Here is a 12,567-nt window from a genome sequence, read left to right as displayed (position 1 = left end):
ACCCTGCCCACCCTGATCTTGTTGATTCTGGTCTTGCTGATCCTGTTGATTCTGGTCCTGATTTTGACTTTGGTCCTGCTGATCCTGGTTTTGATCTTGATTTTTATCCTGTTCATCTTGCCCATCCTGATCCAGTTTTTCCAATGCCAATTCCAGATTAATTTTGGCATCTATATCATCCGGCTTCAGTTCCAATGATTTCTTATAAGCTCCCACAGCCTCTTGGAATTTCTCCTGCCGAAACAGCGCATTGCCCAAATTGTAATGTGCAGCAGCAGACATATCCGGATGAGTACCTTCGGTGGCACGCCCCATCTCCTGCAAAGCCTCGGCATATTTCCCCTGCTTGTAGAGTGCATCGCCAGCATTAAAATGCAACTCCGGTCGGGACCTCGCCTCTTGTTGTGCTTCCAAATACCGACGCAACGCGGCTTCGTACTCCCCCTTCTCAAACAGAGCATTGCCCTCTTCATTCTTTTTTGCCACGGGATCGAGAAATGTCCACCCCAAAAATGGCAACATCAGCAAAACATATAAAAATCGCTTCATAACCTCACGTCCATAGTCTAAGTCTCAAATCGCCCGCGCCATGCTTCTTCACTGCGTCGCCGATCCGATAACAGAGCCTCGCTCACAAAACATAACAGAGCAAGAGCCAACGGCCATTGAAACCTGTGAATATACTGTGCGTAACGCTGCGTACCCAAATCGCGCTTCTCCATCTCTGAAATCCGTTCATGCACCGCCTGCAATCCAATCCCCCCACCGCTGGCGCGCACATATAATCCATCGGTCACACGCGCAATCTCCTTCAAGGTTGCTTCATCCAAACGCGTCTTGACAATCTTGCCCTCAGTATCCTTCAAATAATCTACCCTATCGCCATCGCGGACCGGAATCAACTCACCTTCCGCAGTCCCCACACCCACAGCAAAAATTCGTACATCTTCCTCCGCTGCCGCTCGCGCTGCTGCAATGGGATCACCCCCGTGATTTTCGCCATCCGTAATCAAAATGAGCGCTTTGTATTTCCCATTGCGCGACCCAAATCCTCTAATGGCGGCGCGAATCGCTTCGGCAACCGCTGTACCCTGCTCTGAAATCAATGTGATATCTGCCTGTCCCAAAAACATCTTTGCTGCGCCATAATCCAGCGTAAGCGGACAGAGTACATGGCTATAACCGGCAAAAGCCACAAGGCCGATGCGGTCGCCTTCAAGGCGATCGATCAACCCCTCAATTTCAAAACGCGCGCGATCCAGCCTGTTGGGCTTAATATCCTCGGCCAGCATACTCAACGACGTATCCAGAACAATCACCAGATCGACGCCACGGCGATGGATCAATTCCAATTCGGTGCCGAACTGCGGTTGCACCAGTGCAAAAATCAAAAAAAGGAATCCGACACACACCAGCGAGGATTTTATGCCTTGCCGCATGCGACTGACGCCCGAAGCGAGTTTATCCACCAACTCAGGAGCACCAAACGCATACAGTGCCTTGCGCTTGCGCCGAAAAGCCCACCAATAAAAAAGCGCGAAAACCGGCACGCATAATAGCAAATAAAAAGCCTGTGGATCGCCAAATCGCATCTAAGGCAACCTCCGAAATCGCGTATTGCCCAGCACCAATTCCAACGATAGTAGTGCTAACCCGGGATAGAGAAACAGGTAAAACAACTCGCGATAATCCACATACTCGCGCACTTTGATCTCGGTCTTTTCCATTTCGCCAATCTCGGCGTATATCTCCTCCAGCTTTTCTTCACTCGTCGCTCTGAAATATTTCCCACCTGTTGCATCCGCCACTTTTTTAAGCGTATCTTCATCAATTTCAACTTTGACCGGTACAAATCGCTTACCAAAAATCCCATCAACCTCCTGCATAATCGTACCCCTGCTACCTGCACCAATCGCATAAATGCGAACACCCACAGCCTCTGCTGCGCGCGCCGCGGTCATCGGATCGATCTCACCGCGATTATTCTTTCCATCTGTCAACAAAATAATCACCTTACTCTTGGCCTCAGATTCTCGCAAACGATTCACCGCAGTTGCGATCCCCAAACCAATCGCAGTGCCATCCCAGTCCTTGCTGGCAATTTCAACACCTTCGAGAAAACTCAAAAATACGCCGTAATCCAGCGTAAGCGGACATTGCGTATAGGCTTCTGCGGCAAAGACCACAAGCCCCAGGCGATCATTGGCGCGCCCCTGTGCAAATTGCGCCACCACCTCTTTACACACTTCCAACCGCGTCTTGCGCTGGTCCGCCAGATCTTTGGCCTCCATACTGCTCGAAACATCAATCGCCAGCGCAATATCAATACCCTGGCTCAAAATTTCTCGGCCTTCACGCCCCGACTGCGGCCGCGCCATCGCCGCGATGAGCAAAGCCAGAGCCACACAGCGAAACGCGATCAAACTGTGCCGCAACTTTAAAAAAAAGGACGGGCCAATACGCCGAAAAAGGCGCGTATCGGAAAAACGTATGCGCCCCGACTTGCGCCTTTCGCGCCCAATATAGCGATAGATGAGCACCGGAATAAACAACAGGATCAGTAACCACGCTGGATTGGCAAAACGCATCACTCGGCTACCTCCTGTGTCACAGAAGGTGTAATCAGAATGCTCACAATGTCGCGCACGCCATCCATCGCCTCGTGCGCCATGTAATCACGTGGTGCAAATTTGGCAAACTTGACCCGATCTGCTTCATTCAAAAAATCTTCTATAGCCATCACCAATTGATCGTCAAATGCTTGGGCGCGCAAATCCCGCCCAATCTCAAACGTCGTGCGCTCCACTGCATGTACGGGGGTTTTGGCTTCCAAACACCGTCTCAAAACAGCCGATAATAGAGAATAATACTGCCGGTAATTTTCCCGCTCTATCAGCCCCAACTGCCCCACCCTGTCCAATTCCTCTAACCAGTTGATAGGCGGCGGTGGCAACTCGACTTCCGGGCGATGCCTGCGTCGATAAATATACCAGACCAATCCTGCAAGCAATAGAATCAACCCACCAACCGCCAGCCAAAACCACGCGGGGATCTGTGCTACAATAACCCAGGGAGGCTTCACATCGCGAATATCCGTTGTGCCTTCTGGCCTGACACTCTGCACCAGCACATCAATGGGTTGTGACGTGATCTTTCCAGAATCGCCCTCTGCATTGACAAAATGCACGGAAACAGGTGGCACGCGGAACGCGCCCACCTGATAAATCGCCAGCACGAGGTCCTGCGTTTCCCGCACCCGTCCATTTTCGAGTTGCTCTGTTTCAACCCCGCCCGTGTGCCGGATTTCAAATGGCTGGGGAAAATTTTTTCCATAAGCAATTTCCGCTTTATCATCAACCCCGCGATGGACGCGCAGACGCAAAACAAAAGGGTCGCCAATTGTAATGGTATCGCGGTCAACCCCCGTCAAAAATTCGACCGCTGCATCGGTCGGAACCGTTTGTATCCCGGTCCACATTGCGAATAAAAAATAAATCGCACGCATTGCCGTCCATTATGCTCCTTCTTATATTGCGCCCAAATTCCAATTGAGTTGCAACCACGACATCACCGAATACGGCAATACAACCACCTCGCGTCGCGTTTTGGCAGTGCCATACCAAAAATTGTTGGCATGCCCGATTATCAGCTCTTGCACCAGTGTTTCGCTCCGCCACAGAGAAACAGTCAACACGGGATCATCCAAACTATCTGCGGCAGACTTATCCACTCGATCGGGAAACTCGGCAACGACCAGATTGTGAACGCGATCGATCAAATCTTCAACGTCGGCGTCCCCTTTGACAACGCGCCCATCCCCCATCACCATCTGCCACGAGCCATCGTCATTCTTTGCGCAATTCACCACGCTGTCTCGATATGCCAACCGCACGCGATCAACACCTGTGCGATCAAACTCAAAAACGCGCTTGTAACGCAACTGGTTCAATGGAATGTCCAGAGATTCTGCGATCAATTGTTCGACGATAAACACCTGTGGCCGACTCATTACACGCCCATACCACAGTTTCTGCCGACTATCGGGAACGCGCTTGCCCAACAACAGTGTATTGGACATTTCATTGTCTTTTACATGCAACTCGACTTTGTAATCCGGATCGTCGAACCCGTAAATTGTGGGATCATCCACCGCCTCTTTGTGAAAAGATGCAACGCGCTCATCTTTCAACTGTCCCAACAATGTCAAAATCTCGCGCGCATCAGCTCGCTCTTTTATCGGCTGAACGAGATGCCACTCCAACCCATCCCGCACGACCTCATAGACGCCTCCAGGCGTTTGGAAATACGCCCGCGAGACCAGATCGGGATCAAAGGAAAACGCCCGCGTATCGCGCAATGCCATCAGCGGACGATTAAACCGCGCGCGATATTGTTTTTTTGTCAACACGACCTTGTTTCCGCCCGACCATGTAAAATAGCACCCCAGCTTGGAGGGAATATCATTGCCAAAAAACAACCACATGGGATCGCCCGATACCGGTTCAAATCGCACCTCAACCACGGGCGGATCCAGCCCAAAATCGGCGAGAACAACCCCTGCGTAATCGCCTTCATCAACCACAACCCGACCGCGTTCAACAATCTGTGCGATCTCAATCATACCCTCAAACTCTATCCAATCTGCAGGCACTTCCAGCGGCGCAATTAGCGTCCACTCATTGCCGCGCTTCTCAGCGACAAAGTGCCCGTATTCATTGGTCAATGTCAACCGCGCAACGCGATGCCGCTGAACTTCAATAAACGCATTTTTCGCCTCACTCTCGCGTTGTTCCTCTGCCATGCGAGGACGTTCATATAAAAAGACAAACCCCACCAGACCCAAAAGCAAAACCGCCAAAATCGCTGTCGCCTTAATACCCACAATTTTTTCCTCAGTAGCCAGTTACCAGTACACTTTTCAACGCCTGCGCCACCAGACCAGCACCCCCGCGACAATCGGGACGCCTGGCAACACCAGCCAATACACCCACCGAATCCAAAATTCATCGCCCGGATTCAATGTCAGCGGGCGAAAAAGCGTGCTTTTGGGCCGAATCGTAATTTTATCGCGCGCCCTGAGCAACCAATTCGCTGCATTCATAAACAAATCGCCATTGCCCGCCACTTCCACAAAGCGATTGCTCGCAAAATCCGAATCGCCAAATACCACAATCCGCGCCCGCGCGCCACGCCGATCATCCCCCGCTTTTGCAGCAATAGTGGTCGGGCCTTCCACGACCATCGCGAGCCACAACGGCCCCGGTCGGTCAGCCCCCGATGTGTATTGCACCGCTTCTTTGTCTTTAGCGGAAACAGCATCCAAATTGGTCTCACTCCAACTGTTCGGCGAAGACAGCACCAGCGAAGAAACATCAGCACCAGGCAAAGATCCCACGCGTTCCATCGAGCGCGTCAACGGATAAAACGTCTGCAATCCCGAATGCTTATCCGTAATGGGATGTTTGCTATAATGTGTCGTCACGGGAACCGAAAAATCAGCCCCCGGCAGCACCTGGCTTTTATCGACCACAAAATCATTTCGCAGACCAATAGACCACTTTCGCAACAGCGACACAAGCCCCGTATCGATGAGAGGATCCAACAAAAAGAACGCCGCCCCACCCTGATTGAGATACGTCGCTACAATATCGATCTCTGCTGGCAAAAACGGACGTTTTGGCCCCGCGACAATCAGCGCGTCACAATCTTTTGGCACGCGCTGTGATTGCGCCAGCACCAGGGATGGACGCACATCGTGGTTGCCTTCGATGAGCAACTGCTTGATCCCGGAAAATCCCTGCTCCGATTGATCGTCGGGATGCGCCTCATCGTGCCCCCCCACAAAATAGACCACCTGCCGCTCTTCACTCATCAAACGCGCAATGCCATTAGTCAGCACCTTTTCAGACGTTTCCCGAATCCGCTCTTCCCGATTGCCATATTCGATCACCGAAACACCATACCGCGTCACAGTATATCGCCTGGCCTCAATCGGTTCTCGATCGGGATCGACAAACCGGTACGCAAAACGCCTCGAATGATAGGCGTACTGCTTGAGCAAATGCTCGTAATCGCGCTGCTCTGCCTCTCGGAAAAACGCCACAACATTGACATCCTCAGACAAATTTTCCAAAAGAGAAATCGTTTGGGGCGATAGCGTATAAAGACCGCGAGCCGTCAGGTCAAAGCGCGCGTGATACCGCGTGGTCAAAAAATTAACCACCGCCAGAATACCCAGCGTGATCAACACCGCCATAAGGGCATTAGACCCGTATTTCAATATCCGATGTGATAAAAATTTGGGCATAAATCTATCTCTATTTCTCACCCGAGTAATGGCGCACGGCATCCCAATCGAGTTCTATACCGAGACCCGGCGCAGTGGGAATAGTGAGCAATCCGTCTTCATCAAGTGAAAACGGCGTAGTGACAATATCTTCGATATAAGGCGATGGGGTAATATATTCGACCCAGCGCGCAATGGGATGTGCGGCAGACAGATGGAGATCTGCGAGGAGGCCAATAGCGGTGTTCCAGCCGTGTGTGACGACCAGAACATTGTGGTCATACGCATACCATATCAGGCGTCGCACTTCAGAAATACCTCCCACTTTCGTGACATCGGGCTGAATGATATCATACGCGCCACGTTCAATCCACGGCATGAAACTCTGGCGGCGAGTAAAAACTTCTCCACCGGCAATGCGGACAGGAGAATATTCTCGCAATTTGATGTGGCCCTCAATATCGTCGGGCGGGAGGGCTTCTTCAAACCAGGTGATATCGTAATCGCCGAGCATGCGAGCGGTTTCAATCGCCCATTTGTAATTGTGAGGCCAAAAGGCATCGCTGCCGCCCGCATCGACCATGAGTTCCACATCGGGGCCACAGGTGTCTCGGGCGATTTTGATGAGGCGTTCATCCATATGGCGGTCAACGCGCCCAAAAGCACCCCAGCCGAGTTTGAGCGCCCTGAAACCGCGGTCGAGCGCGTCTTGCAAAGTGTCGGAAAATGTTTCGGGATCTTCAAAGAGAATCGAGCCGTAGGGTTTTATTTTTTTGCGATAATATCCTCCGAGCAAACGCCCAACGGGCTGCCCAGCCACTTTGCCCAAAATATCCCATAGCGCGATATCAACACCGCTAATCGCATGTGTAACAGCACCTCCCCGTCCCTGCCAGAAGGTCATCTGGTGAAGTTTTTCAGATACGCGCTCGGGTTCCAGCGCGTTCTCCCCAATGATATTGGGGCGCAACAACCCCATCGCCCCATCGACCAGGGCTTTGCTGGTAAAAACACTTCCAATGCCGCTCACACCTTCATCCGTCTGAACCTCGACCAGCGTGTGCATATTTTCATCCGGTCCTGGCTCGACTGTCCAGCCCGTCATAGGCGTTTCTCCAAAAAGCGGAATCGTGCGAACATCGGTGATATTCATCCGTGCTCCTTCAAGTATTCGGCTACTGCGCGTGCGACAATACATTCTTCGTCAGTCTGGACAATCAAAACCGCAACCTCGCTATTAGATGTCGAGATCAGCCCGTCTGCGGGAGGATTGGCATTTGCGGCCTCGTCCAGATAAACGCCCAGGTATTCGAGACCGGTGCAGACGCGCCAGCGCACATTTGCCCCGCGTTCTCCAATGCCCCCGGCAAAAGCAATCGCATCCAGACCGCCCAGTGCGGCAGAGCAAGCGCCGATTTCTCTTTTGATCCCATAACAAAATGCCTCCAGAGCAAGGCGTGCGCGCGCTTGCCCCTTTTGAGCGGCTTCTTCGAGATCGCGCACATCGCCGCTAATACCCGAAATGCCGAGCAAACCACTTTCCTCTGACAGAATGCGGCTCATCTCGCTTGTCGATAAATTTTCTCGGTCCATTATATAGGGAATAATGAAGGGATCAATAGTTCCAATACGCGTGCTATTAATGATGCCTGTTTGGGGCGAGAAGCCCATTGAGGTATCTATAGATTGACCGTTGCGAACCGCGCACAAAGAGGCACTCCCGCCGAGATGGCAGGATACCATGCGGAGATCCTCGCGGTTGAGTATTTGCGCCGTGCGTTGCGAAACGTAGCGATGGGATGCGCCGTGGAAGCCGTATTTGCGAACCCCGTATTTTTCATACCAGTCGTAGGGGACGCTGTAGATATAGGCATAATCGGGTATGTTGACGTGGAAGGCAGCTTCAAAAAGTCCAATCAGGGGCAGGTTGGGTGCGCATTGCTCGAAAATGCGAATCGCCTGGATATAGGGCGGGTTATGGGCAGGCGCGAGGCTATTGTAGTCCGCCATGCGCTGCAAAACGTCTTCAGTGAGAAGATAAGTACCCGCTTTCCCGCGCATGTGAACGGTTTTAAATCCAATAGCATCGAGATCAGACAAGTCGGAGAGCACACCAGTGCGCGCATCTGTCAGACGTGCAATAACATCGCGGACAGCGGATGGATAATCCGGCAAGTGTTGTTCGGTTTCAACAGCGCATTCGCCAATCTGATGGGCAACAGGTGAAGACGGATCGCCGATGCGTTCGAGACGACCTTCGGCGAGCACCGCTTCATCGGTCATGTCAAACAGGCGATATTTGAATGACGTAGAGCCTGCGTTTGCAATGAGGATTTTCATGGTGTGACTGTTTCAAGCCTCTGCAGGGGTTTATCGGCAATGGGCAAATGAACGAGCGATGAAGTCACAGCCAAGAGAATCGCGGCAATCCAAATCATATCGTAAGACCCCGTTGCATCATACACGCGCCCGGCCAGCCACACGCCCAAAAAACTGCCGATCTGATGACTGAAAAAAACAATGCCATACAGCGTGGAAAGATAGCGCGAACCAAATATCTGCGCGACAGTACCACTGGTTAGCGGAACGGTTGCAAGCCATAAGAACCCGATCGCGCTGCCAAACACAAGCGCAGACGTATTTGTAACGGGTATGAACAGGAATCCGCTAATGACAATGGCGCGCCCCAAATAGAGCAAACTCAAGAGATATTTTTTTCGATATCGGTCGCCGAGTTGTCCCGAAAGATAAGATCCAAAAATGTTAAAAAGACCAATCAGGGATAACGCCGTTGCACCGACCATCTTTGAAAGACCGTGATCAGTCAGAAAAGCGGGCAGATGCGTGGCGATAAATGCCACGTGAAAACCGCACACAAAAAATCCCGCATTGAGCAACCAGTATCCCGAATGACCGCGCGCTTGAAGCAGTGCTTGAAGCAGACTGCCATCGTGGGATTCAACGGTATTTGGAGACACCTCGCGCCCGCGCTGTGGAATCCCAATAGCGAGCAAGGCACTTGCGCCCGCGACCAGCGCGATGAAAGCGAATGAAGATTGCCAGCCCAAATCAGAAAGAAGCCATTGAACACCCGGCACAATTGCAAACGTCCCGAAAGAACCCGCAGCAGTAATAAGCCCAAAAAACGAGGCGCGTTTTTCCGGTGCAACAACCTGAGCGACCGCACCGAGGACCACCACATAGGAGATGCTACTGAGCGCAATGCCCATGAGTACACCGAGCACAGTGTACAGACCGAGCGGCGTGCTGACAGAAGACAAAAGAAAAAAACAGACTGCATAGAGCAACGCGCCGACAGCAACAACCCATCGCGGCCCAAAATGATCTGCTAAAATGCCCACTACGGGCAAACCAAAAATGAGGTTTTGCCAGGCAATGGCCAGGCTAAAGACTTCGCGTCCAATGCCGAGATCCTGGCTGATCGGTGACAAAAAAAGGCCAAAGGATTGGCGAATGCCCATGCTGACAAACACAATCAGGGCACTACAAAATATGACAATAGCCGCTTTGCGATTGGGCACTTTCCGATCCCACCTCATCCTTGAACTACTGTCCCATATTCATTGGGAATTGGTCCGTCGTATTCCCAAGTTTCCCAGGGCGTATCTCGGTGCGATTCCCGAACAATGGTTCGAATTTCTGAAACAATATCTGGATATTCAGTTGCGAGATCATTTTGTTCGCCGATATCCGCTGCCAAATCGTAGAGTTCAACAACACCTTCGGGATTGGTATGACCCTCGGGTAAATACGCCTTCCAATCGCCCATGCGAACAGCACTGACCCCGCGCCGCTCCCAGTAGAGAAATTCGTGAGCTTGTTGGGTATCGCGGTCCAGGAGCGCAGGCAACATAGAAATGCCATCAACCGGTTCCGGGATGGACGTATCAGCCAATTCGCAGAACGTGGGCAACATATCCTGAAAACCCGAATAATGTGCGCTCACAGTACCGGGTTGAATCGTTCCCGGCCACCGGGCGACAAAGGGCACGCGGATACCACCTTCGTAGAGGCTCCCCTTTTTTGCGCGAAGTGGTCCAGCAGCGTTGAAATGTCCAAGCGTATTGCCACTGCCGTGGGGACCGTTGTCGCTCGTAAAGACAACAAGCGTATTCTCAGCAATTCCAAGCTCATCGAGCATATCCAAAAGCGTGCCAATATCGCGGTCCATGCGCGTAATCATAGCCGCCTGCGTCTTCTGATTTTCCGTCCAGGGTTTGTCTTTGTAAATATCGAGAGATGGAATTTCGAATCTGGTGTGTGGAATGGTATAGGCCAAATAAAGGAAAAAGGGATTGGATTGCTGATCGCGCACAAATTGTAAAGCCTCAGCCGTGAGCAGATCGTGTGAATACGATTTGCCGTAGAGCATGATTTTCTGATCGTTGCGCCAGAGGTGCTGAGGATAATACGTGTGGGCTTCGCGCTGGCAATTATACCCAAAAAAGTGATCAAACCCCTGATTGTTGGGATCGCCTTCCGATCCCGGATACCCCAATCCCCATTTGCCAATACAAGCAGTGGCATAACCGCCCTTTTTGAGCAATTTGGCAACCGTCTGTGTCTCCCCGGGAATGGGCACATTGCCCTCAATGGACAAAGCGCGATTGTCCCGCACATAACAATGCCCCGTATGCAGACCCGTCATAAGCACACACCGCGAAGGCGCGCACACCGAAGACCCGGCATAGTGATCCGTAAACCGAATACCCTCTGCTGCGATGCGGTCAATATTGGGCGTATAAATAAACTCCTGTCCAAAACAACCCAGATCGCCATAGCCGAGATCGTCCGAGAGGATGTAGATAATATTGGGCATTGCTTTCATTATTTTAACTCTTCCATAACTCTGCGAGTAATTTCCGCGATGAGATCGTCCTGGGAAGTTTGGGCAGGAGGTGTACCGCCAGCGCTCAACGTGCGAATCGTGGGAATGCCACCATTGGTCTCAGGTTGCGTTGTGGGTGCATCGGGGATATCACACGCTGGATCGGGGCCGCGAAGGCCCATGCGGTTTCGAATCGCGACCAGTTTTTCCACCTGTTCCGCATTGAGTTCGTTATACCCGCCGAGTTGTTGTGCCACAAAAAGTATTTTCGCAAAATGCTCCAACGTTTCCATCTTGTAATAGGCATTCATCACATCGGCACCGATCGTAGTCGCACCGTGATTTTCGAGCAAATAGGCGTCGTAATCTTTGACGTATTGCCTGATCGGTTCAGATATCTCTGGTCCTCCCGGCGTACCGTATTCCACAATAGGTATAGCGCCGAGAGTGATAATCACCTCGGGCAAAACACACATAGTAAGGGGAACGCCAGCCACCGCAAAACCCGTAGCCGTTGGCGGATGCGCGTGTACCACAGCGCGCACATCGGGACGCTCGCGATAGAGAAAAATGTGCATCCCAATTTCCGACGAAGGCCGCGTTTGCCCACTCACAAGCGTGCCATCCATGTCAGTAATACAGAGATCTTCGACCTTGAGAAATCCCTTGGACATCCCCGTTGGCGTAGTGAGAATGCGGTCTTCTTCAATCCGGCAGGAAATATTGCCATCGTTAGAAGCGACAAAGCCGCGTTCGTACACGCGACGTCCAGCTTCAACAATATCGAGTTTGGCTTGATGGAGATTCATTTTATATCTCACCCCTTCATATCAATATCATCTACAACGCCGACGATAACGGAACGCACCGCAGGCAATTCCACATTGAGGACGAGACCTGCCGCGACTCCTTGACGGATCACGAGGACAATTTCGCCGCGACCAACGCCTGTAGCGTCAACTGCCAGAGCCGATGCGCCGTCATCTTTGCCATCGGGCGTAATGGGTTGCACGACCATGAGTTTGGCGCTGTTGTAATCGCTGTGTTTAATAGTCGATGTGACGCTACCGAGAACGCGGGCCAGGAACATATAGAATTTGGGATTCGGGGTTTAGTCTCCCCTTCTTCTGAGGGGAGCCGGAGGGTAGGCTACCTCATGCATCGACCTGATCGACAATGCCAACAACTGCCGCATCAACCGGGCCGTATTTATCGGGCAGGGCGTTGGGCGCTTCTCGTGAACCGACCCAGTAGATGGTCTCGCCATCGCTGGCATTGACCACATCAACCGCGACAAAAGCATCACCCGCTTTATTGTGCTCGTGATCAATCGGTTCAACGACAAGCAGTCTAAAACCTTTGAGCGAGGCATCTTTGCGCGTCGCCCAAATTTTTCCAATGACGCGGCCGAGGAACATTTTTACCTCGCGAG

The 12,567-nt window shown here is 51.9% G+C and carries 13 protein-coding genes; all 13 read right to left on the bottom strand.

Going from position 1 to position 12,567, the window contains the following annotated elements:
• Positions 1 to 549 (bottom strand): tetratricopeptide repeat protein (locus F4Y39_02190; GenBank protein ID MYC12517.1); only part of this gene is annotated, 549 nt, incomplete at its 3' end.
• Between the two features lie 17 nt (positions 550 to 566).
• Positions 567 to 1,592: a VWA domain-containing protein gene (locus F4Y39_02185; protein MYC12516.1), complete on the bottom strand. Its 1,026-nt coding sequence runs from the start codon at positions 1,590 to 1,592 to the stop codon at positions 567 to 569.
• Positions 1,593 to 2,591: a VWA domain-containing protein gene (locus F4Y39_02180; GenBank protein MYC12515.1), complete on the bottom strand. Its 999-nt coding sequence runs from the start codon at positions 2,589 to 2,591 to the stop codon at positions 1,593 to 1,595.
• On the bottom strand, positions 2,588 to 3,505 hold the full coding sequence (locus F4Y39_02175; GenBank protein MYC12514.1) for a protein BatD: 918 nt from the start codon (positions 3,503 to 3,505) through the stop codon (positions 2,588 to 2,590). The genes F4Y39_02180 and F4Y39_02175 overlap by 4 nt, the downstream gene beginning before the upstream one ends.
• A gap of 21 nt (positions 3,506 to 3,526) precedes the next feature.
• Entirely contained in the window at positions 3,527 to 4,882 is a 1,356-nt protein-coding gene (locus tag F4Y39_02170; protein MYC12513.1) for a DUF4340 domain-containing protein, read from the bottom strand.
• A 36-nt stretch (positions 4,883 to 4,918) separates the two neighbouring features.
• Positions 4,919 to 6,349: a hypothetical protein gene (locus F4Y39_02165; protein MYC12512.1), complete on the bottom strand. Its 1,431-nt coding sequence runs from the start codon at positions 6,347 to 6,349 to the stop codon at positions 4,919 to 4,921.
• Positions 6,318 to 7,439: a mandelate racemase/muconate lactonizing enzyme family protein gene (locus tag F4Y39_02160; GenBank protein ID MYC12511.1), complete on the bottom strand. Its 1,122-nt coding sequence runs from the start codon at positions 7,437 to 7,439 to the stop codon at positions 6,318 to 6,320. The genes F4Y39_02165 and F4Y39_02160 overlap by 32 nt, the downstream gene beginning before the upstream one ends.
• Positions 7,436 to 8,626 (bottom strand): acetate/propionate family kinase, encoded by a 1,191-nt coding sequence (locus F4Y39_02155; GenBank protein MYC12510.1) that lies wholly within the window; start codon positions 8,624 to 8,626, stop codon positions 7,436 to 7,438. The genes F4Y39_02160 and F4Y39_02155 overlap by 4 nt, the downstream gene beginning before the upstream one ends.
• On the bottom strand, positions 8,623 to 9,846 hold the full coding sequence (locus tag F4Y39_02150) for an MFS transporter (protein ID MYC12509.1): 1,224 nt from the start codon (positions 9,844 to 9,846) through the stop codon (positions 8,623 to 8,625). The genes F4Y39_02155 and F4Y39_02150 overlap by 4 nt, the downstream gene beginning before the upstream one ends.
• Positions 9,843 to 11,135, bottom strand: coding sequence for an arylsulfatase (locus F4Y39_02145; protein ID MYC12508.1), 1,293 nt, complete (start codon positions 11,133 to 11,135; stop codon positions 9,843 to 9,845). The genes F4Y39_02150 and F4Y39_02145 overlap by 4 nt, the downstream gene beginning before the upstream one ends.
• Complete coding sequence (locus F4Y39_02140; GenBank protein MYC12507.1) at positions 11,135 to 11,944, bottom strand: class II aldolase/adducin family protein; 810 nt, start codon at positions 11,942 to 11,944, stop codon at positions 11,135 to 11,137. Before F4Y39_02140 ends, F4Y39_02145 begins: the two co-directional genes overlap by 1 nt.
• Positions 11,945 to 11,952: 8 nt before the next feature.
• The gene (locus F4Y39_02135; GenBank protein MYC12506.1) at positions 11,953 to 12,225 is read right to left on the bottom strand and encodes an ethanolamine utilization protein EutN; all 273 of its coding nucleotides are present in this window, start codon (positions 12,223 to 12,225) and stop codon (positions 11,953 to 11,955) included.
• Positions 12,226 to 12,289: 64 nt separating this feature from the next.
• Positions 12,290 to 12,553: an ethanolamine utilization protein EutN gene (locus tag F4Y39_02130; protein MYC12505.1), complete on the bottom strand. Its 264-nt coding sequence runs from the start codon at positions 12,551 to 12,553 to the stop codon at positions 12,290 to 12,292.
• Between the last annotated feature and the right edge of the window lie 14 nt (positions 12,554 to 12,567).

This window comes from Gemmatimonadota bacterium (assembly GCA_009838845.1).
In the GTDB taxonomy this organism is placed as follows: Bacteria; Latescibacterota; UBA2968; order UBA2968; family UBA2968; genus VXRD01.
The sequence above is the reverse complement of the archived record's forward strand: the minus strand, read 5'-3'. Positions and strand labels throughout refer to the sequence as shown.

What these genes read in the sequence shown, in the direction of transcription:
- F4Y39_02185 (MYC12516.1), bottom strand. Translation starts at nt 1,592, where the DNA reads ATGCGATTTGGCGATCCACAGGCTTTTTATTTGCTATTATGCGTGCCG.
- F4Y39_02175 (MYC12514.1), bottom strand. Translation starts at nt 3,505, where the DNA reads ATGCGTGCGATTTATTTTTTATTCGCAATGTGGACCGGGATACAAACG.
- F4Y39_02165 (MYC12512.1), bottom strand. Translation starts at nt 6,349, where the DNA reads ATGCCGTGCGCCATTACTCGGGTGAGAAATAGAGATAGATTTATGCCC.
- F4Y39_02160 (MYC12511.1), bottom strand. Translation starts at nt 7,439, where the DNA reads ATGAATATCACCGATGTTCGCACGATTCCGCTTTTTGGAGAAACGCCT.
- F4Y39_02155 (MYC12510.1), bottom strand. Translation starts at nt 8,626, where the DNA reads ATGAAAATCCTCATTGCAAACGCAGGCTCTACGTCATTCAAATATCGC.
- F4Y39_02150 (MYC12509.1), bottom strand. Translation starts at nt 9,846, where the DNA reads ATGAGGTGGGATCGGAAAGTGCCCAATCGCAAAGCGGCTATTGTCATA.
- F4Y39_02145 (MYC12508.1), bottom strand. Translation starts at nt 11,135, where the DNA reads ATGAAAGCAATGCCCAATATTATCTACATCCTCTCGGACGATCTCGGC.
- F4Y39_02140 (MYC12507.1), bottom strand. Translation starts at nt 11,944, where the DNA reads ATGAATCTCCATCAAGCCAAACTCGATATTGTTGAAGCTGGACGTCGC.
- F4Y39_02135 (MYC12506.1), bottom strand. Translation starts at nt 12,225, where the DNA reads ATGTTCCTGGCCCGCGTTCTCGGTAGCGTCACATCGACTATTAAACAC.
- F4Y39_02130 (MYC12505.1), bottom strand. Translation starts at nt 12,553, where the DNA reads ATGTTCCTCGGCCGCGTCATTGGAAAAATTTGGGCGACGCGCAAAGAT.